The organism is Mesorhizobium sp. M3A.F.Ca.ET.175.01.1.1, from assembly GCF_004791945.1.
Classification (GTDB): domain Bacteria; phylum Pseudomonadota; class Alphaproteobacteria; order Rhizobiales; family Rhizobiaceae; genus Mesorhizobium.
In genome coordinates this window covers 1-19,858 of sequence record NZ_SRTP01000010.1, presented here as the reverse complement: position 1 = coordinate 19,858, position 19,858 = coordinate 1, and the positions used below count along the sequence as shown (strand labels likewise).

The window sequence follows — 19,858 nt, the reverse complement described above, 5'->3', positions numbered from 1 at the left end:
GATCGCTCTGACATGCAAGCGACATCCACCACTCCCGGCTCTGCCGCCAAGGCACCTTGGCGGAGTCACGCCGCACCGGTCGCAGCAGCCGTGGCAATCTTAGGCCTTGTTGTTGTACTGGTGACGGTCGGGCAGCATAAACTGCAGCAAATCGGGCTCGGCGTCGGCTTCGACTATCTATTTGCCACTGCAGGATTCAGCATCTCGCAGAGCGTCATTCCGTTGCTGCCAGGTTCGACGAACCTGGCAGCAATCGGGGTTGGTCTCGCCAACGCTCTGGTCGTCGCGTTGACCGCCGTGGTCGGATCGACGCTGCTGGGGCTGGTGGCGGCCCTCGCCAGGCTATCGAGCAACCCGCTCGCGGCGCGTATCGGGCGCTTGTACGTGAATGTTGTCCGAAACGTGCCGCTGATCATCTTTCTGGTCTTTCTGTATCGGGCGCTCCTCCAACTGCCGCCACCGCGCTCAGCGCCGGCGACGTTCGGCGCGATCTACTTCACCAATCGGGGTATAGTCGTTCCGTCTCTGGAATTCTCGACGCCATGGCTATTCGTCGGGGTGCTCCTCGCCGTGGCCGGTCTTGCGGCTTGGCACATGAAATCGCGTCTTTGGCTGGTTCCAATTCTGGCATGCAGCGCGGTTGCGGTCATACTCGGGACTGCCCAGTACCAGACACCTGCGTTGGCAGGGTTCAGCATCAAGGGCGGCTTCACATTCAGTAACGAGTTTGGGGCGTTGGCCTTCGGCATCGCCTTCTATTTCGGCGCGGAGATGGGGGAGGTCATCCGGGCAGCGATTCTCTCGGTACCCCGCCCGCAGTCGGAGGCGGCAGCGGCGTTGGGACTGCGCAGGGGACAAGCGTTCCGTCTCGTGATCGCGCCACAGGCTTTGCGGCTCGCAATCCCGCCGACGATTAACGTTTATGTCAACATCATAAAGTCGACGCCGTTGGGCGTGACTGTCGGCTACCCCGAGATCATGTCCGTCACATACCAGATCATGCAGAATACGGGCCGCGCCATCGAGTCCGTCGTCACCCTCGCGTTTGTCTTTATGGCCATCAATGCTGCGTGCTCTCTCCTCGTCAATTCTCTGGACAGGAGGCGCCGATATGAAGCAGCAACTTGAAGCCTACTTCGGAAGGCCCGCGAAGTCCATCACCACGGCCGTCCTCGGTGCGCTGGCGCTGGCGTTCTTGTGGTGGATCTTCCAATGGGGAATCGTCGACGCGACCTGGACAGGGGACGCTTCCCAATGCCGCGCGAACCTCGGCGGGGCGTGCTGGACATTCCTGACCCACAAGATGCCCTTCATCCTGTTCGGATTCTACCCTCCCGAAGAGTTCGGGCGGGTCGTCGCGCTTTGCGCGGTCTTCGCGGCGTGCCTGGTGCTGTCCCTCGTGGCGATCTCGACCAGCACTAAGTCCTTGCTTCGCGCCTTGCCACTCCTCTGGCTGGTGCAACTTGTCGCCTCCGTCGTGCTCCTGCGCGGCGGCGTCTTAGGCCTCGCCCCGGTCCCTGAGCGCCTCTGGAGCGGACTTCCGATCACGATCGTCCTGTCGGTAAGCACCATCCTGCTCGGGCTTCCGCTCGGAACCTTGATCGCATTGGGACGTAAGTCGCGGAACGGAGCGGTGCGCATGCTGTGCCTATGGTTCGTGGAAGTGATGAGGGCGCTGCCGATCATCGCCGTCCTGTTCATCGCGACGATCATCGTACCCTTGTTCCTCCCGGCACAGCTCGACATCAGCACGCTTTTCCGCGCTCTTATCGGACTGCTATTGGTCGCTGCCGCCTATTTCTCCGAGATTGTGCGAAGCGGTCTCAACACGATCCCGCACCCTCAGTACGAGGCGGCAGACAGCCTCGGGTTCACGAAGCTCCAGAGGGCGCGTCTGGTCATTCTCCCCCAAGCGTTATCGTTGGTCGTCTCGCCGCTCGTCAGTCTGGCCGCCAGCCTGCTCAAGGACACGACCCTCATCGTCATCATCTCGCAGTTCGATCTCGTAGGCACGGCGCGGCTGGCGATATCCGATCCGCAGTGGACCGGATTTTCGGCCGAAGGGTTCGTCTTCATCGGCGTGATTTACTTCGCAATGTGTTGGTCGGTCATAAAATTCGGGGAAATGGCCGAGACGCTGATGTCGGTCGGCCGACGCCGATGACCGTGCGAGTTCCAAGGGAGTTCAAACTTCGACTGCACAGAACGACAAGGTGCCGCGATCGAATTCACGGGTGTTAGCAAGTGTATGGAAATTTTAGGGTGCTCCGCGACGTATCGCTGACCATTCCAAAGGGCGGCCGCGTCGTCCTCTGCGGACCATCGGGCTCGGGCAAGAGCACGCTTATCAGATGCATCAACCAACTGGAGACCTGCCAGGAGGGCAAAATCCTCGTGGACGGCATCCACGATGACAACAAATTGAAGGCGATCGACTCAATCAGGCGGGAAGTGGGTATGATCTTCCAGTCGTTCGCGCTCTTTCCCCACCTAACCATCCTCGAGAACTGCATGCTTGCGCCGATCCACGCACGGAAGATGTCCGCGCGCGACGCCCAGGCGTTGGCGACTGAACACCTCGAAAAGATGCGGATCGCAAACCAGGCCGATAAATATCCGATCCAGCTCAGCGGGCGGCGATTTGCGCGTGCGCTTTGCATGCGCCCGAAGATCATGCTCTTCGACGAACCCACATCTGCACTCGATCCCGAGATGGTAAAGGGAGTCCTCGACACAATGGGCGCGCTTGCCGCCGACGGGATGACGATGGTGTGCGTGACGCACGAGAGGGGTTCGCCCGTCGCGTCGCTGACCGCGCGGTCTTTATGGATGGTGGCCAGATCGTGGAATCGGCGCCGCCTGATGAGTTTTGCGACACCCCTAGCAATAGCCGCACAAAGGCGTTCCTCGGACAAATTCTGTACTGAACGGTCGCCACGCGGCGCGACCACAATCAACCGGAGACTGCAATGAAGGTAATCGTAACCGGCGCAGCCGGACAAATTGGCCAAAGACTGGCCCTGGATCTGCTCAAGCAGGGCAACGAAATTACGTGCCTCGATCTCGCCACGGCTCCCGAAGGACTGGAAAGCGTGTGGATACAGAGTGACCTCGGCAACCTCGATAAGCTCTCGGGCCTCATGAAGGGATTCGACGCTGTCGTTCACCTGGGAGCCATTTCCGATCCGATCGAGTGGGAGCGCTATCCCGAAATCGTCGAAGTGAACGTCATCGGAACGTTCAATGTTTTCGAGGCGGCCCGCCGCGCCGGCATTAGGCGAATTGTTTTCGCCAGCTCTATCTGCGCCATCGGTCCGATCTCATGGGTCAAGCCCTGGACGCCGGACTATCTGCCGATGGACGATGATCATCCTCAACAGCCGGACGACAATTACGGTGCGACAAAGCTCATGGGTGAAATCCTTGCCCGTGGGTTCCACGTCCGCTACGGCATGGAAATCCTTTGCCTGCGTTTCACCGGAGTTCTGTTCCCCGACAAGCCGCAGTCGATCGCTCGTTACCAAGACTGGCTCGCCGACCCGGATGGCGAACTCGTCAACCGCATGTGGTCCTATCTTCGCAGCGAAGACGCATTGGAAGCCATCGAGCGCGGGCTCAGAGCACCGAAGATCGGATACGAGCGCATTCTCCTCGCCGCGCCGGATTCCGCGGTTGGTACCGCCTCGCTCCAGGACCTCGTCGCCCGCCATTTTCCGCAACGTCTCGCTGAGATCCAGTCGCTGGAGAAAGTGGCTGGTGAGAACCCATCCCTAGTAAGCACGCAGCGGTGCTTCGATCTGTTCGGCTGGAGACCGAGCCGCTCCTACAGGGAGGTCCCCGATCTTTCCCACTTGACAGGAGAAAACGATGTCCGGACGGCAGTTTAGTCTCGGCTCAATCGCTCTGGATATGCAGGATCTGTCGCTGGAGGACATATTCCGGACGACAGTGGCCTGGGGCCTTGAGCATGTCGATCTGTATTACAAGGTGAACTACTCCGACTTTAACGTCGCGCAGATCAAGCGGCTGCAGTCGGCCTATGGCGTTCGGGTCCATTCCGTTAGCACCCGCGGCATGCCGCTCTCACATAAGCAGGACCCGAAGGAGCAGCTCGAGATTGTCGCCCAGGCGCTGGAGCAGGCGGCGGAACTTGGCGCTGGCTATTCGGAAAGCATGGCGGGCCCGGCGAAACTCGACACTGACGGGGCAATCGACCGCTACGTCGAACTCGTTGCTCCTATCGTCCGCCGGGCTGAGGAACTCGGCGTCACGTTGCTCGTCGAAAACGTCTTCAACCGCGACGACGCCAAGGACCCGACGGCGAGTGTAGACGGCACCCGTAAACTGCTTGAAAGGATGGGATCGGAGAATTACGCCCTCTGCTGGGACATCGCCAACTTCGCGGTCAACGGCGAAAGCACCTACCCGCGGCCGTACGAAATGCTCAAGCCCTGGATCAAGTACGTGCATCTCAAGGACACGGTACCTCAGGCGTCGTGTGATCTGTCCTACCAGGAGAGAAAGCGTGTGATGGTCGATCCTGAAAGAGGCGCTTTCGTCTCAGTGCCCCTCGGCAAGGGCATGGTCGATGTGAAGGATATCGTGAACCGTCTCATCGCGGACGGTTTCCAGCATCCGGTCACTGTCGAACTCTTCTGCGGAGACCAAAACCGTGACGATTACTGGCGTCCAACCGAAGCATGGTTGAGATCGAACGGCCTTCTCGCGTAACGATGCAGGTGACGCTGGCGCCGCTCCGGATCGCGGTAGCACGGTGCAGCGGAGAGGACCGAATCCCCAATGCTAGACCCCAAAGGCCTCAGAATACTCGTCGAGTTGAATTCCCGCGGCACGATCACCGCTGTCGCCGAAGCGCTAGCGCTATCGCTATCGGCGATCTCGCAGCGCCTGGCGCAGCTCGAAATGTCGGCGGGTGTACCGCTCACCGAGCGGGTTGGACGACGGCTTCTCCTCACCGAGGCGGGTCAGCGGCTGGTGGAGCACGCGACGACAATTCTTGCGAAAATGGAGCAGGCCGAGACCGAACTTGAAATGCTCTCTGGTTCAATCAGCGGCATCCTGAGAATTGCATCGCTCGAGACAACTCTAGGTACGATCCTGCCGAGAGCGCTTCCAGCGATGGTACGCAAATATCCCCACCTGAAGATCGAAACCCAGGAGATGGACCCGGAAGAGGCGATACCAGCGCTTATTCGCGGCAGCTTCGACGTCATACTGATCGATGACTATCGGTACATGCGTCGGTCGCGTCCGCCTGAAATGGTTGCGATCCCGCTGTGTTCGGATGCAATCGTGATTGGAATGCCGACGGCACACGAATTCGCTAACGAAGCTCAGAAATTCAGGCTGGGTGACCTGGCGGGTGAGATTTGGATCAGCACCAGCGCCGGCAGCGAGTTCTCGGAACTCCATGCTTATGTCTGTTCCACCTTCGGCGGCTTCAGGCCTGACGTCCGCCATCGAACCGACAACTTCGGCGTGGGCCTTGCCCTCGTCGGGAGTGGATGCGGCCTTGCGATGGTACCGCGTTTGGCAACGTCGTTTGCGCCATCGAACGTGGTTTTCCGACGCCCGGTTGACTTCGCAATAGACCGGACCGTTTACCTCGCCATCCGAGAGACCAGCGCAGCCAGACCGGCACTCAATGCATTCCAAGCTGTTCTCCAGGAGGTCGCTGCCGAGACGCAGTTAGAACTTTCACAAAACGGAGAGGCCACGCAAATTAGCGGCTAAATCTAAAATGCGGGAGTCTCCGACCAATCTGTGCAGTCCGTCCGATCTCAAATGTCAGTTGAGTCCCTGCTTCGGAAGGGTAGGTTTGGCAAAGCTGGAAACAGTCTGGGCGCCGTTGTTCAATCAAAACGCATGTAGGCCGCATCAGGCTTTTTTGGGCAGCCGATATCGGTCTGCGCGTTGTTCGATGCAGCTGCCGACGGCGACAGTCCAAAGCAAAGGCGAAGTAAACGTTACCTGCGAATACATATCCCTACCAGAGCACATTCCCCACGCCACATCTGCCATCGCCAGTTGCAGTCGAACCAAGAAAATCGTGCATGCCTACGATGAGTATGAGTGACGTGTCTTTGACGAGGGCGATCATTGTGTTGATCAGCCCAGGCAGAGCGACAATGAGGGCTTGCGGGAAACAACCAGCTTCTCGCCAAACCATGTGACAGCACCATTGGCACTCGGCTGGGCTTGTCCAATGATGGGGGCGCAGCTTCTGCTGTCCGGTCATGGCCACAAAGGCCAGGACAACCATAGCGACGACTGCAATCAGAGCTGCGGCAAGGTTGCTCCGCCGCACTTTGACGCGGCGGTGAGCTGCAAGTGCTTTCAGGCTCGGTTGTCGGCTCGCTCCGCATCGCGTCACTGGAATCGGTTCACGGCACCGTGCTACCCAAGACTCTGGCGTTGATGGAGAAGCAATATCATCGGGTGAAGATCGAGACTCAGGAGATGGATCCCGAAGTCACCATTCCGGCTTTGGCGCGGAGGAGCTTCGATGGGATACTTATTGACACTACAGCTACATGCGACGCTCCATTCCTGAGGAAGTAGAGCTATTTCCTGTTTGCACCGATCCCATTGTGATTGCGTTCCCGAGCGGCCACCCGTGCGCAGCCGGACAGGAATTCCGCCTCGGGGATCTTGCTAAGGAGGCCTGGATCAACACGAACGCGGGAAGCGAGTTTTCCGAGCTACACGCGCACGTGTGCTCAACGATCGGCAATTTCCGGGCCGATGTGAGGCACAGGACCGACAGCTTTCACGTCAGCCTCGCGCTTGTCGCCAATGGCTGCGGCCTCGCCATGGTCCCCGAACTGACCATGGCGTTTGCGCCGAAGAGCGTCGTCCTTCGCACACCAATCGACTTCACGATTGATCGGATCGTGAGCCTGGCTATTCGTACCCATCCGGTGAAGACCGCAGACGTGCGTATCCGGCGGCCATGAGCACCTGAGCGGGGAGACGCGATGATATTCTTCGAGGAGGAGTTTGACCTCCTCGATGCCTTCATCGGTGAAGGCCAAGATCCCGTCGTCATCGTTGGCCCCGTACACCCAGATGACACCGTCCTCGGGCTCGAGACCGTGGGGCAGGTCCTGGATGAGCGCTTCGCTGACGCCGAGTTCGCTGGCGACGCGCTCGACGGTGTAGACGTGATGCACCTTATTACGCTGCATGATCAGGCCGCAGCTGGTTGGGTCCGCAGTTTTGCGGACCTCCAATTCCACGGCAGCAGATCATCGACTTGATGGGCCGGATAGGCGGGCAGTCGGGCGAGGACGTCGGCGAGCCAGGCCTGCGGGTCGATATCGTTCATCTTGGCGCTGACGATCAGGCTGTAGAGAACGGCAGCGCGCTGTCCGCCGCGATCGGAACCGCAGAACAGCCAGGACTTCGGCGCAGGGCTCGCTCGGCTGCATTGTTCGATAGGCAGATCCGCCCATCATCGAGGAACCGGGTGAAGAATGACCAGCGGCGCAGCATGTAGTTGAAGGCCTTGGTCAGGTCGTGTCCGCGCGAGAGCTTGTCGCGCGTCTCGATCATCCAGCGCTCGAGTTCGGTGATCAACGGCGCGCTCCGCTCCTGGCGCACGGCGTGGCGTTGGGCTGGCGACGGGCCGTTGATCGCGCGCTCGATATCGAACAGGGCATCGATGCGCTTCACGGCTTCAACCGCCAGCGGATAGACCAGGTTGGGCTTCTCGCTGCGCGCCTTCTTGCGCGCCGCCGCTTCGATGTCGGCCAGCTCGAACACTTTGCGCCGGCTGTGAGCCCAGCAGCTGGCCTCCATAACAGGCGCCGGCTGACGACCCGTCGCATAGAGATCGCCATAACCGCCAAAGGCATCGGCCTGCAGAATGCCGCTCCAGCCGGCGAGATGCGCCACGGGATGTTCGCCTCGACGATCGCGGGAATAATAGAACACCGCCGCCGGCGGATCGGCGCCGCCGAACGGTCGGTCATCGCGCACATAGGTCCATAATCGGCCGGTATCGGTCTTGCCCTTCGCCAGGACCGGAACCGTCGTATCGTCGCCGTGCAGGCGTGAAGCGGCCAGCACATGGGCTTCGAGCTGCTTGAACAGCGGCATCAGCGCCGCGGCGCCGGCGCCGACCTAGTCGGCGAGCGTCGACATGCTGAGCGGCACGCCTTCGCGGGCATAGCGTTCAGCCTGGCGGTTGAGCGGCTGATGCTGGCCGAACTTCTCGAACAGGATCATCGCCAGCAGGCCGGGACCGGCCCAGCCACGCGGGGTGGCGTGGAACGGCGCCGGAGCCTGGCTGATCGCCTCGCAGTCGCGGCAGGTGAACTTCTCCCGCACGTGCTGGATCACCTTCCATTGCCGCGGCACCACCTCCAGCGTCTCGGTGATATCCTCACCCAATTTGCCTAGCCGATGACCGCCGCAGCAGTGACAAGCAGTCGGCGCGGGCTCGACCATGCGTTCGCGCGGCAGATGCTCGGGAATGGCTGGCGCGCCGGTCGCTTGCGCGCATAAGGCGCCACCTCCGTGGTCCGGGCCGCGGCCTGCTCGGCAGCGATCTCGTCTTCCGTCGCGGTGCTCTCGAGTTCCTCGAAGGTGAGTTCCATCTGGTCGTGCAGGCGGGCTGAGCGTTCAGAACTCTGACCATGCAGCGCCCGCTGCAGCTTCCGGATCGTCAGATGCTGATGTGCGATCAGCGCCGCATCATCCGATGCCTTGGCCCTGGCGACCGCCAGTTCGGCCTCGACCAGCGCAGCGCGCGCGGCCTCATCTTCGGCTCTGGTCAGCACCGCTCTCAGCGCGCCGATATCGTCCGGAACAGCATCCTGGGCGGTGGCAACCATGCTCTGGAGTGAATCATAAAACGCGTCCGCTGACTCGCGGAAAATGGCGCAAACTCAAAGAAAAACTCAGCCCGCGCGCTGCGGTCGGAACGTGTGGCGCGGGTTGCGCCAATCGATTCCGTCGAGCATGTAGGCGAGCTGCGCTGCGGCCGCGGAAGACATAAAGATCGCCGGCAAACGGTTATGTGGCGCGCCACATAATGCAGAGCGTTTTTAGCTTGGCGTCGCGCAGAAAGGCGAGTGGCGAGAGCGCGCTGAGGTGGATCGCGACGGTGAGCTAAAAACGTGTTGGACTAGGCCGCCGGCACGGGTGGCCCGCTATGGGCATTCAATGAATCGCCATCAGGAATGGAGACCGCGGGTGCCATGCGGCCGGGCGAGTTGCAGGTGTCGGGTGCGAGGATAGCGAAAAGGATATCGATCCGGCGAAGGGACGATTGGCACTGTGACACGCCGGGAGAGGCTGGCGGGCATGGCGGCGGCGCGCTTCTGCGCGGAACCTGCACGGTTTTGTGCAGATTCCGACGATTTACCGGACGGCATTCCGATCAAAAGCCGGACGCGATTCCGAGAATTGACCGGACGCGATTCCGATTAAAAACCGGACAGTTTTGAAGCCTGGATAGTGCCTTTGGGTCAGCAACCTGGGCATGCATCTCCTCGCCGGTAGAGGAGAGATGCATGCCGAAGAAAGGAAGGCTGACCATGAGACAATTGAGACAACTGCTTCGACTAAGCGCGGACGGTATAAGCGTTCGCGACATTGCCACCATGCTTGGAATCGCCCGCAGTACGGTGCAGGACAACATAGAGCGAGCGAGTGCCGCCGGGCTTTCCTGGCCATTGCCTGCGGAGCTGACTGACGATGTTCTCGAACATCGGCTCTTCTCCCGTCAGGGCGTCAAACAAGGGATACGCCGCCGCGCCGAGCCCGACTGGGGCGCGCTGACGGTCGAACTGAAGAAGCCGGGCGTGACGCTGTCGATCCTGTGGGAGGAGTACCGGGCCGTTCATCCTGATGGTTACGCTTACAGCAGGTTCTGTGACCTGTTTAGAGGCTTCGAGCGGCGCCTGACGCCAACGATGCGCCAGAAGCATGTCGCCGGTGACAAGGTATTCGTCGACTATTCCGGTAAGAAGCTGCCGATCGTGGACCGCAAGACCGGCGAGATCCGCGAGGCCGAGATCTTTCTCGGGGTGCTCGGCGCATCGAGCTACGCCTTTGCCGAGGCGACCTGGAGCCAGACCTTGCCGGATTGGATTGGCTCGCATGTGCGCATGTTCCGCTTCTTTGACGGCGTGCCCCGCCTGATTGTCCCCGACAACCTGAAGTCTGGCGTGAACCGGTCAAGCTTCTACGACCCAGAGATCAATCGCAGCTTCGGCATGATGGCTTCCCACTACGGCGTCGGGGTTCTGCCGGCGCGGCCGAGGCGACCAAAGGATAAGGCGATTGTTTCATAGTGAGTCCTGTTCGGTTGACGGCACGGCAATTGAGGCACGGCGGGCGGCAACGGCGTTTCGGCCCGGGCGGCCTTTGATGATCTCGAGGTCGTGAGGAATGTCCCACAGACCACGGTTGAGACTGTCGCTGCAGACTTTGGTGATGAGCCCCCGGCGTCCCCATTGATGCACCGTGGTCTCGGCGACAGCGAAGTGTTCGGCCGCTTCCTGCGTGGTGAGCAGACCACAATCCCGCAGGCGCTGGCGACGGCTGGGCAGGTTGTAAGCTCCACGGATGAAGGCGATCTTCTTGAGATTGAACGGCTTGCCCTCCCAGGTTCGCAGGCCATCTTCATTGAGGATATCGGCGATCTCGCGATCGCAATGTCGGTCGAGCAAGCGGTCGACCTTGGCGACGAGCTCAGGCTTGAACTTGCGGATTTGGGCGATCGGCAAAGGCCGCTCCAGCGTCAAGGTGCGGGTCGCCCCGCCGGATAGTCGCACGTTTGCAGTAATCGTCTCGGCCTTGACCAGGGTGACGTCGGCGACCAGCAGCCGCAGGATACGCTTGCGCTCGCGGACATCGATGCGGGGATCGCTCCAGATCCGCGGGAACTGCTCGGCAAGATCGCGGACACGTTGCTGCGTCACGGCATCGAGGGCAGCGGCTTCCTCGGGCGCGCGTCGTTCATAGTCCTCGACGACGTCGGTGTGGAGCCGCAGCTTCTCGTTCCACTCGGCCTCGAGAGTGTCGGCAACGAGGCGATTGTCGGGATCGACCTTCATGTAGCGGCGCCGGGCGAGCTCGGCGTCATGACGCGTCCGCTCGATATGCTGTCGGCGCAACGTGTCCATCTCGGCGGCGCGTGCCTCAAGCTCGCGCTGCACCGCCAGGGTGACCTCAAGGGTCATCGGCGCCATCAGCTCGACAAGCAATGCACCCACCGCCGGGTCGACGACTTTGCCGGGCACGGACTGGCAGACCTTGCCGCCACGGCGGGTGGCAGTCTCCTGGCAGATATAGGTCGGGACAGGCTGACCGTGCTCCTGGCTGTAATGGACGCCCATGCGCCCGCCGCAAAGGCCGCAGAGAACTCTGCCTTGGAGCAAGGCGGATCCTTCGCGGACCGGCCCGGCGCGGCGCTGCATTCCATAGGCTTGTGCATTGGCGGCGAGACGCTCCTGGTTGGCCTTGAAGCGCTCCCAGTCGATATAACCCGGATGCAGGTCGGGCATGACGAACCGCCAGTCAGCCATATCCACCTTGATCTGCGAGACGCCGCCGCCCGGCCGGGGCCGTCCACGCGTTCGACCGTAAACGAAGGCGCCGGCATATCTCGGATTGTGCAGGACCTGGAGGATGCGGGCGTGCCGCGGCGGCGCCCACATGAGTTCGCCTTTGTGCGGTCCCTTGCGCAGTCGTCGCGGGAGCAGGATACCTTCGTCGAGGAAGAACTTGACGGTTCTGGTTGCGCTGCCCAGGCGCTCGAAGGTCGTGAACACCATGCGGAGCGCGGCCTGCACCTCGGCGTCCGGGTCGAGTGCGAGGGTGCCATCGGGCAAGTAGACCAAGCCCACTGGCGGCCCTATCTTCAGATCGCCGCGGCTTGCCTTGTTGAGTTGGCCGCCGCGCATGCGCGCCTTGAGGAAGTGCAACTCCGCTTCCGACATCGTTCCTTTCAAACCCAAAAGAAGTCTGTCGTTGAAGCTGGCCGGGTCGTAGACGCCATCCTCATCGAGGATGAGGGTGCTGGTCAGGGCGCACAGCTCAAGCAGCCGGTGCCAGTCGGCGGAGTTGCGAGCCAGGCGCGAGACCTCCAGCCCCATGACGACGCCGGCCTTGGCGAGAGCTACTTCGCTGACCAGTTCCTGGAAGCCGTCGCGGGCAACGGCGCTGGATCCCGATTTGCCCAGGTCGCAGTCGATCACGTGGACGCGTTCGACCGGCCAACCGGCGGCAATGGCGCGATCCCGCAGCCCATACTGTCGCTGCGTGCTCTCGCCGTTCTCGGCGACCTGTCGCAGCGTAGACTGACGGATGTAGAGGTAGGCGTCGCGCCGAAGGTGATCGGCGGTGACTTTGAGGTCAGGCATGTGCTGGCTCCGCGGTTAGCGTGACAACAAGGCTGGCAAGGATGAGGGTGAGCTCGCTGGTGGCGATCGCGCCTGCCGACGGGGGGCGATGTACCGGGCAAGGCGGCGTAAAGTTGGGTGTTGTCGTTGCGGCCTTGATCCAGGCGACCATGCCTTGACGGCGCAGGGTTACGAGTCCTGATCCGGTGATCAGCCGGGCGCTGAGAACCGCGGCGCGCAGTTGTTCGTATGTGCCGACAAGGCTGGTCGCGCGGACGGTTAAGGCAGATCGAGTGGTTTTTTTTTGGGCGCCATGGCCCGCTCCAGACTTCGCCGGTGCACCCTGACGCCAAAGCGTGTGGCGATAGCGTCTACACGTTGCGGCACGGTGAGGTCGGGCCTCGTCGTCCTGAGTTGGTCGATGTAGGCGAGGACCTCGGCGGAGATCTTGTGTCCGCCCTTTGGGCCCCGCTGCCGGGGCACCAGCCCGGCGAGGCCCTGGTCGGCCAAGGCGCTCTGAGCTTTGTAGAAGGTTGGCCGCGAGACCCCGAAGGCGCTGGCGACGTCGCTGATTGGCACGCGATCGGCCTGATGGCGGCGCACCATCTCGTAGCGGACCTGCACAAGGTCCCTGGCATCGAAGAAGGGATTGCCGGCAAACAGCGTGTCGCGCACGGCCTCGGGGTGGGGGTTGAGTGCGCCGTCGCGGGCCAAGGCCTCGGCCTTTGGGTCGCGTCGTGCTGGCTTTTGCTTCGCCATGACCATCATCCAAATTGATTCGTAAATATAAATACGCCTTACATGATGAGGCGTCAAACAAGGTCTCTTCACGACGCCCGAGACAAATCCAGCAATTATGGGCATATCTGCGAGATCTGAGGAGGCGTTGCGGCGTAATTTGTCTTACACAGGCGGCGTATTTAACCTTACGCATCCTCCGCCTCCACCGGCGCAAAGATCCGATCCAGCAGCGTGAGCAAATCCAATAGGTCGACCGTCCGGAACGCCGCGCGCCCGGCCGCGACGCGCCGGAATGCGTCAGGCTGCTCCATGTCCGTCATTGCGGCAGCAATCGTGGGCAAGGTCCCGTCCGCCGCCCGGTAGATCACCCGGTCGTCGCCCCAATGCGGGCTGCGGCTGATCATGTCGAAGGTCTGGCCCTTAAGCGGGTGGAATGGGTGGGTAATGCGGACCGTGAGGCCGGTCGTCCCCATACGGGCTGCAGTTGACGGCTTTATCCAAAGCCAAGGTCGAAAGCGGCGTCCGTTTCGCTCAAAGCTGCATTCTCGGCCGGCTGCGGAACCAAACTTTCTTTTCACTGGACGAAGCCAATGCCGCTATCCGGGAGGCTGTCGAGCGGATCAACACCCACGTCATGCGCCGACTTGGCCAGTGCCGTCGCGACCTGTTCGAGACGATGGAACGTCCAGCGCTCGCCGTGCTGCCGGCCGAGGAATACGAGTTCGCCGAGTGGCGGCTGGCGCGTGTATCGACAGACTATCATGTCGAGTTCGAGCGCTATTTCTACTCCGTGCCGCACAGCCTCATTCGAGAGCAGGTGGATGTCCGGGCGACGAGCCGAACGATCGAGATCTTCTTCAAGGGCAAACGCGTCGCTGCCCATCAGCGCCGCTATGGTGGGGACCGTTTCGGAACCGATCCGGACCACATGCCCAGTTCGCACCGCCGCTACGCGGAATGGTCGCCGGAGCGCTTCCGGCGCTGGGCTCGCTCGATCGGTCCACAGACCGAGGGACTCGTCATCGCCATCCTTGCCAGCCGGCCGCATCCGGAACAGGGCTTCAGAACATGCCTGGGCGTTCTCAAGCTCTACCAGGTGATCGACACGGCGCAGGCCGAAGCCGTTTCGGCCCGTGCGCTCGAGATCGGCGGCCTGAACTGCAAAAGCATCAGCGCCCTCATCAAAACCTACAAAGCGTCCAGGCACACCGCCGAACCTGCCGCCGTCGGCGCGCACGCCAATCTTCGTGGCCCCGGCTACTTTCACTAAGGAACAATCAACGATGCTGACCAACCCTACCATCGACATGCTGCGCGACCTCGGTCTTTCCGGCATGGCCAGCGCTTTCCGGGAACTGGAGATGCAACCGGAGACAAGAGCCCTCGAGCACGGCGAATGGCTTGCCCTCTTGCTCGAACGGGAGGCGACAACGCGCCGTCAGAAGCGCTTCGAGGCCAGAGCGCGAGCCGCCAGGCTACGTCATGACGCCCAGCTCGAGAATGCCGATTTCCGTGCAACTCGCGGTCTCGATCGCAATCTCTTCATGAAGCTGGGGACATGCGACTGGATCAGACAGCGCCATAGCCTGCTCCTGATCGGACCGGCCGGCGTCGGAAAGAGCTGGCTGGCCTGCGCGCTCGGCCACAAGGCATGCCGCGAGGACCTTTCGGTCGCATACCACCGTGTGCCGCGCCTCTTCGCTACGCTCGCCCTGGCCCGCGGAGACGGCCGTTACGCGAAGCTGCTCAAGAGCCTGGCCAAAACCGATTTGCTTATCTTAGACGATTGGGGGCCTGAGAAGCTCAACGACGAGCAACGCCGCGATCTCCTGGAAATCGTCGAGGATCGCTACGAGAAGCGTTCCACCATCGTCACAAGTCAAATTCCCGTGGATCACTGGTACGACATGATCGGCGAACCGAACTTGTCATGAGACCTTCCTCCTTGATCGCCTGGTGCGTGCGAGCCTTGCTCGTAGCGTGTTGATTTGGTCATCCGAGAGTTCGATTTGCCACGGCTGCCCCTTCGTAAGCTGGCGCCCGTCGAGCAAGCCGCATGCGAGATAGTCGAACACAGTTTGTGGTGTGACCCCCAGGGCGGCCGCTGTCCCTTGAACCGAGTAGGTTCCATCTGGCCACCGGTCGGGATTGGCGCTCGTCCCGTTGATCTTGACGGTGGGGATGCCCCAACGTGTTCGCAGAAGCCAGACATTCTCGCCCTTGAACGCGCAGCCGCGTGCTGCGACAAAGCCTTCCGCGTTCAGCGCCGCTGCGATCTCCTTGTCCATTTTGCCCGCGGCGTTGAGTTCGATCACTCTGCTCCGCAGCTGCTCCAGATCGATGTAGTCGCCATAGGTGTGGACCCGCCTCTGGAGAGCGTGCTCGCTGGTCGCTCCCGTCTGCCACAGGATCTTGAACCAGACCTGGCCCTGGAAGCGCTTCTGGTCGAGGACGACCTCGCCAATGATGAGGCGCAGGATACCCTTTCGCTCGGCCGATGTTGTGGAAGGGGCGTGCCAGATGCCAGGCAGGTCTTCTCCCAGCTTTTGAAGCGCTTGGCGGTCGGACTCGCTCAACACCTGGGGCTCGTTGGACCGCCATCGTTCATAATCCTGTTCGATCGCCTCGGCCAAGCGCAACTTCTCTTCCCACCCGCGCTCCAACGACCGAGCCACCAGGCGATTTTCCGGCTCGACCGCATCATATTGGCGTCGTGCTCTTTCCGCCTCATAGCGAGCCCGCTCGCGCCGTAGCGCCCACTGCCGCTCAAGCTGACGCGTCTCCTCTTCGATCTGGCCCAGTGCGGCGATGGCGATAGCGATCTGGTCCGGTCGCAAGGCTTCGAGCAGGATACTTTCGACGTGCGTATCGACGGGCAGCGCACGAACTTCCTGGCAGAGCGGCCCGCCCTCCTGATCGCGGTCGGCGCGACACGTGTAGACGGGGTAGTCACCGGCGGGACCGCTATAGCGTAGGCTCATCCGGCGACCGCACCGCCCACAAACAGCGATGCCCTGCAGCAGGGCCGCTCCCTTGCGCGGTACGCCCGAATGGCCGGCTTCGTAGCGATTGATGTTGTTTGCCAGTCGCCTCTGGTTCTCCATGAACTCCTCCCAGCCGATATAACCAGGGTGGGCGGCCTGAAGGCAAACCTCCCAGTCGGCGATGGGGACCTTGACCGTCTTCGGGCGATAGACATCATGGCGAAGCCGCCCGCCTTCCATCCGGTGCCGACCATAGACATATGCCCCGGCGTAGGCAGGATTTTGGAGAATGCTGAGAACCCGCGCACTGTCGGCCTCGCGCCACATGACATCGTGCGGCGCGGGACCGAGGAGCGGGCGCACAGGCAGTGGCAGGTCGTTCTTTCGCAGGTAGCGCATCACGGCCCGTGCGCTGTGAAGCTCGCGGAATTTGGCGAAGACCAGGCTGAGCCGCGCCTGCACCTCCTCATCGGGATTGAGAATGATCTCGCCCGAGCGATCATGCGCCAATCCAGCGGGAACAGGAAGGCGCAGCTCGCCGCGTGCCGCTTTCTGACGTTCGCCCTGATGGAGCCGCTGCCTGATCTGGTGCAACTCCGCCTCGCTCATGATGCCGGACAAGCCGAGCAGCAGGCGGTCATGGTAAGCGCAGGGATCGTAGAGACGTTCGCCGTCGGCAATGATAACGCCGAAGAGCGCGCACAAATCGAGGAGCTGATGCCAATCGCGGCTGTTGCGGGCAAGCCGGGAAGCGTCGAGGCTGATGACTAGGCCGGCATTGCCCAATCCGATCTCCGCGATCAGCTTCTTGAACCCCACCCGCTCGACGGTCCCGGCTCCGGATTTGCCAAGATCTTCGTCGATGACGTGCACGCGTTCATGCGGCCAGCCGAGGGCGACGGCACGGTCGACGAGGCGGTATTGCAGTTCCGTGCTTTCCTGATGATGCCGCACCTGGTTCACGGAGGACTGACGGACATAAATGTAAGCAAGCTTACCGCGATGCGCGGCCGTCACACATTCGACCGGTCTATTCGGCGCTCTCAACATGCCGATCCGCCGCTATCGGCACGCCCGTCGATCGCATCCGCAAAAGAAGTCGCGCGACGCTCTGCGTGATCTGCTTCTGCGTTTCCGCCGGCAGGTTGAACCACAGGCTTGGTAGTTTCGCTGCGGCTGGGACTGGAACTCTGGTGACTGTCTGGGACGCAACGCGGCACGGATTCGACTGAATGCTCATCGCGAATCACCTCCTCGACACGGGAGGTCAACGTGCTGTTCAAATGGTGCAGCAATGTGAGCAGCGTTCGGCCGTTGATGCGAGCCAACGATTTCGACGCGCCTTGTTCTTCCGGCGACGCCTCCGCAAGGTCGGTCACCGAGCGCCGAATTGAACGGCGGCGCCCGTCAGGTAGTCGGACAACGACGAAAGCCGGACCGCGCGCAGAACGGGAGGACACGAGTTCCAGTCGCTGACCCGCAAGGCCGTGACGCGGGTCGATGACTGTTAAATGAGACACCACCCCGTCGAGAATGGTGGCAGCATTGGATGTTTGGTGATCCGACCATCGCCGATGCCGTTCTCGACCGCCTTGTTCATAACGCCTACCGCATCGAACTTTCCGGTGAAAGCATGCGCAAACACAAGGTCCTGCCAGCCCCAGACACAACTCCCGCTTGACCGAAAACGACTTCGTCGACAAATATCAAAAACGACCCAGAGGCGCTCTAAGCCGTCCGGCTTCGCCTCGGAATCGCGTCCGGTATTTTATTGGAATAGGCGTCCGGTTTCGTCTCGGAATCACCGTCCGGTTTCATTGGAATACGCACCAGACGTCGCGCCAGACAGCATTCTCACCTTTGCCGAGATCACTGCGATCGACCGGATCGACGCGTCCCGAACGCGACCGCGCCTCCAACGGCCCACGCTCGCCGCTTACCTGCTGCAAATCGCCATGCTTGGCGGCTATCTCGCCCGCAACCATGATCCGCCTCCCGGCAATATGGTCGTCTGGCGCGGCATGCCCCGCTTGCACGACCTCGCCTTCGGCATCTCCGTTGGATCAAGCCGACGATGTGGGTAATCGAAAGCTTCGCCGGATGGGTACCGTGCATGAGGTCGTCTGATGGACGGACTCGAGGTTTGGCGCTCAGTACCCGGCGGGACGGCGGGTGTGGTAGTCAGTCACCTGCTGATAGGCGTGAGCGACCTTGAGCAGTATGGCCTCGGAACCGTGTGGGCCGACTAACTGGAACGCCACAGGGCGACTGTCATCGGTGTAGCCACAGGGCAGGGTAACCGTCGGATTGCCGGTTGCATTGAACGGCGAAGTGAAGCGCATCAATGCATTCATATCGTTGGCCATGGTGTCGCGCACTTCTTTCCACGTCGGCGTTCCCTTGCGGAACACCGGTATGACAACCAAGTCGATATCCTCGAACAGCTTCCGCATCTTGCCGCGGTATTTCTGTCGCTCGATGAATCCCTTGCCGAGCTGGATGGGCGTCACCGTTAGTCCCTGCTCAAGACCATTACGGATCCACTCGCCATAGCGGTTGGCCTGGGATGGGTAGGTGGCCTCGTGGGCCGCCGCCATTTCGACCCTGCAAAGCGCCATCGTGTACTTGAGCAGCGTGTCGATTTCGGGGAACTTGATCGGCAACGGTACCGCCCTGATCTCTGTGAGCACCTCCACCGCGTCCTTCACGAAGCCGACGGTCACCGGGTCGGCATCTTCACTGATGAAATCCCAATCGACACCGATCTTGATGCCGCGAGCGCCGTAGACGCCATCGAGCGCGGCGAGGTACCCTGGCACTGGGGTCGACAGCGAGGTCGGATCGTTTGGATCGTACCCGGCGAGCGCCTCGAGCATCGCTGCCGCATCGGCGGCTGAACGAGCTATCGGCCCCAGATGATCGAAAGTCGCCGCGAGGTCGAAAATGCCGTAGCGGCTAATCAGGCCCCAGGTCGGCTTGACGCCGGTGAGTCCGTTGCAGGCCGACGGGAAGCGGATGGAGCCGCCGGTGTCCGAGCCGATGGAGGCATAGGCGAGACCGGCGGCCGGCGCGATGCCGGAGCCGGACGAGGAGGCGCCGGTCCAGAGGTCCACCTTCCACGGATTGACCGGCTCGGGCATCTCTGGATGATGCTCCATCGTCGCGCCTTCGGTCATGTGCAGTTTGCCGAGCAGCACGGCGCCGGCCTCGTCGAGCTTTTTGACCACGGTGGCGTCATAGTCCGGCCTGTGGTCTTCGTAGATGATCATGCCGCCGGTGGTCTTGATCCCCTTGGTGAAGCAGAGATCCTTGACCGCCACCGGTATGCCGTGCATCGGCCCGCGATACTGACCCTTGCTGATTTCGTCCTCCGCGCGCTTTGCCTGGAACAGGGCAAGTTCGGCGGTGACTGTGGTGTAGCTCTTGAGGCCGGGGTCGACGGCCTCAATGCGCGAAAGTATCGCATTGGTGACTTCGACGGGCGATACCGCGCCACTCTTGATGGCGTCCGCCACCTTGGTCATTGGCTGATAGTGGATATCGCTGAGGGTCATTTCTATTCAGGTCTCCTGAGGGCCAAATCAATTGAGCGAGGGGTGCCACTCGGTCGCCTGCTGATAGGTATGCGCGGCGCCGGTTAATTACATCTTTTCCACTATCACGGATTGCCTCGTGACGTGTGCCGTTGTTTTGAACGGTGAAAACCTCAAAGGCCTTGGCACAGGCGTGGTCAATTATCAGGAGCCTTGACACGAACCA

Annotated in this window: 16 protein-coding genes and 4 pseudogenes; 10 read left to right on the top strand and 10 right to left on the bottom strand. The window is 61.5% G+C overall.

Annotated features, from left to right (window positions below; translation table 11 throughout):
- Positions 1–12 precede the first annotated feature (12 nt).
- From EN818_RS21320 to EN818_RS21295, 6 genes and pseudogenes are all read left to right on the top strand, one after another.
- Positions 13–1,128: an ABC transporter permease subunit gene (locus EN818_RS21320; RefSeq protein WP_135905130.1), complete on the top strand. Its 1,116-nt coding sequence runs from the start codon at positions 13–15 to the stop codon at positions 1,126–1,128.
- Positions 1,112–2,164: an amino acid ABC transporter permease gene (locus EN818_RS21315; protein WP_189523818.1), complete on the top strand. Its 1,053-nt coding sequence runs from the start codon at positions 1,112–1,114 to the stop codon at positions 2,162–2,164. Before EN818_RS21320 ends, EN818_RS21315 begins: the two co-directional genes overlap by 17 nt.
- 80 nt (positions 2,165–2,244) lie before the next feature.
- Positions 2,245–2,927, top strand: a pseudogene (locus EN818_RS21310) (amino acid ABC transporter ATP-binding protein).
- Between the two features lie 42 nt (positions 2,928–2,969).
- The gene (locus EN818_RS21305) at positions 2,970–3,887 is read left to right on the top strand and encodes an NAD(P)-dependent oxidoreductase (protein ID WP_135905126.1); all 918 of its coding nucleotides are present in this window, start codon (positions 2,970–2,972) and stop codon (positions 3,885–3,887) included.
- A complete protein-coding gene (locus tag EN818_RS21300; RefSeq protein ID WP_135905124.1) occupies positions 3,868–4,731 on the top strand; it encodes a sugar phosphate isomerase/epimerase family protein in 864 nt (287 codons plus the stop codon). The genes EN818_RS21305 and EN818_RS21300 overlap by 20 nt, the downstream gene beginning before the upstream one ends.
- Before the next feature lie 69 nt (positions 4,732–4,800).
- A complete protein-coding gene (locus EN818_RS21295) occupies positions 4,801–5,754 on the top strand; it encodes a LysR substrate-binding domain-containing protein (RefSeq protein ID WP_135905122.1) in 954 nt (317 codons plus the stop codon).
- A 304-nt stretch (positions 5,755–6,058) separates the two neighbouring features.
- Here the strand turns inward: EN818_RS21295 and EN818_RS33705 are convergent.
- The 3 genes and pseudogenes from EN818_RS33705 to EN818_RS21275 form a co-directional block, all read right to left on the bottom strand.
- Positions 6,059–6,163: pseudogene (locus tag EN818_RS33705) on the bottom strand (amino acid ABC transporter permease); the annotation flags it as partial.
- A gap of 577 nt (positions 6,164–6,740) precedes the next feature.
- Positions 6,741–7,259 carry a hypothetical protein gene (locus EN818_RS34465; protein ID WP_348631419.1) on the bottom strand — a complete coding sequence of 173 codons (519 nt, stop codon included), beginning with the start codon at positions 7,257–7,259 and terminating at the stop codon, positions 6,741–6,743.
- Positions 7,211–8,858, bottom strand: a pseudogene (locus EN818_RS21275) (IS66 family transposase). Before EN818_RS21275 ends, EN818_RS34465 begins: the two are co-directional and overlap by 49 nt.
- Before the next feature lie 681 nt (positions 8,859–9,539).
- Here EN818_RS21275 and istA point away from each other — a divergent pair.
- Entirely contained in the window at positions 9,540–10,322 is a 783-nt protein-coding gene (gene istA / locus EN818_RS21270) for an IS21 family transposase (RefSeq protein WP_245518929.1), read from the top strand.
- On the opposite strand, the gene EN818_RS21265 is transcribed toward istA, so the two are convergent.
- The 3 genes from EN818_RS21265 to EN818_RS21255 all read right to left on the bottom strand — a co-directional run bounded on the left by EN818_RS21265 (position 10,317) and on the right by EN818_RS21255 (position 13,588).
- Positions 10,317–12,395, bottom strand: coding sequence for a recombinase family protein (locus EN818_RS21265; protein WP_135906199.1), 2,079 nt, complete (start codon positions 12,393–12,395; stop codon positions 10,317–10,319). The genes istA and EN818_RS21265 overlap by 6 nt on opposite strands.
- A 258-nt stretch (positions 12,396–12,653) precedes the next feature.
- Entirely contained in the window at positions 12,654–13,133 is a 480-nt protein-coding gene (locus tag EN818_RS21260) for a helix-turn-helix domain-containing protein (RefSeq protein WP_128178319.1), read from the bottom strand.
- Between the two features lie 167 nt (positions 13,134–13,300).
- Positions 13,301–13,588 (bottom strand): DUF5372 family protein, encoded by a 288-nt coding sequence (locus EN818_RS21255; protein WP_135906200.1) that lies wholly within the window; start codon positions 13,586–13,588, stop codon positions 13,301–13,303.
- An 11-nt stretch (positions 13,589–13,599) separates the two neighbouring features.
- Between EN818_RS21255 and EN818_RS21250 the strand changes: the two genes are divergently transcribed.
- Together EN818_RS21250 and istB are read left to right on the top strand one after the other, a co-directional pair.
- A complete protein-coding gene (locus EN818_RS21250) occupies positions 13,600–14,385 on the top strand; it encodes a transposase (RefSeq protein ID WP_210237135.1) in 786 nt (261 codons plus the stop codon).
- Positions 14,386–14,398: 13 nt separating this feature from the next.
- Entirely contained in the window at positions 14,399–15,049 is a 651-nt protein-coding gene (istB, locus tag EN818_RS21245; RefSeq protein WP_135906203.1) for an IS21-like element helper ATPase IstB, read from the top strand.
- Here the strand turns inward: istB and EN818_RS21240 are convergent.
- On the bottom strand, positions 15,044–17,149 hold the full coding sequence (locus tag EN818_RS21240; protein ID WP_135906201.1) for a recombinase family protein: 2,106 nt from the start codon (positions 17,147–17,149) through the stop codon (positions 15,044–15,046). The two genes, istB and EN818_RS21240, sit on opposite strands and share 6 nt — an antisense overlap.
- Positions 17,143–17,619, bottom strand: coding sequence for a DUF5372 family protein (locus EN818_RS21235; protein ID WP_189523879.1), 477 nt, complete (start codon positions 17,617–17,619; stop codon positions 17,143–17,145). Before EN818_RS21235 ends, EN818_RS21240 begins: the two co-directional genes overlap by 7 nt.
- Positions 17,620–17,642: 23 nt before the next feature.
- On the opposite strand from EN818_RS21235, the pseudogene EN818_RS21230 reads away from it, so the two are divergent.
- Positions 17,643–17,780, top strand: a pseudogene (locus EN818_RS21230) (ATP-binding protein); the annotation flags it as partial.
- A gap of 133 nt (positions 17,781–17,913) precedes the next feature.
- Here the strand turns inward: EN818_RS21230 and EN818_RS32765 are convergent.
- Together EN818_RS32765 and EN818_RS21225 are read right to left on the bottom strand one after the other, a co-directional pair.
- Positions 17,914–18,084: a hypothetical protein gene (locus tag EN818_RS32765; RefSeq protein WP_189523880.1), complete on the bottom strand. Its 171-nt coding sequence runs from the start codon at positions 18,082–18,084 to the stop codon at positions 17,914–17,916.
- A gap of 165 nt (positions 18,085–18,249) precedes the next feature.
- The gene (locus EN818_RS21225; protein ID WP_135906206.1) at positions 18,250–19,653 is read right to left on the bottom strand and encodes an amidase; all 1,404 of its coding nucleotides are present in this window, start codon (positions 19,651–19,653) and stop codon (positions 18,250–18,252) included.
- Between the last annotated feature and the right edge of the window lie 205 nt (positions 19,654–19,858).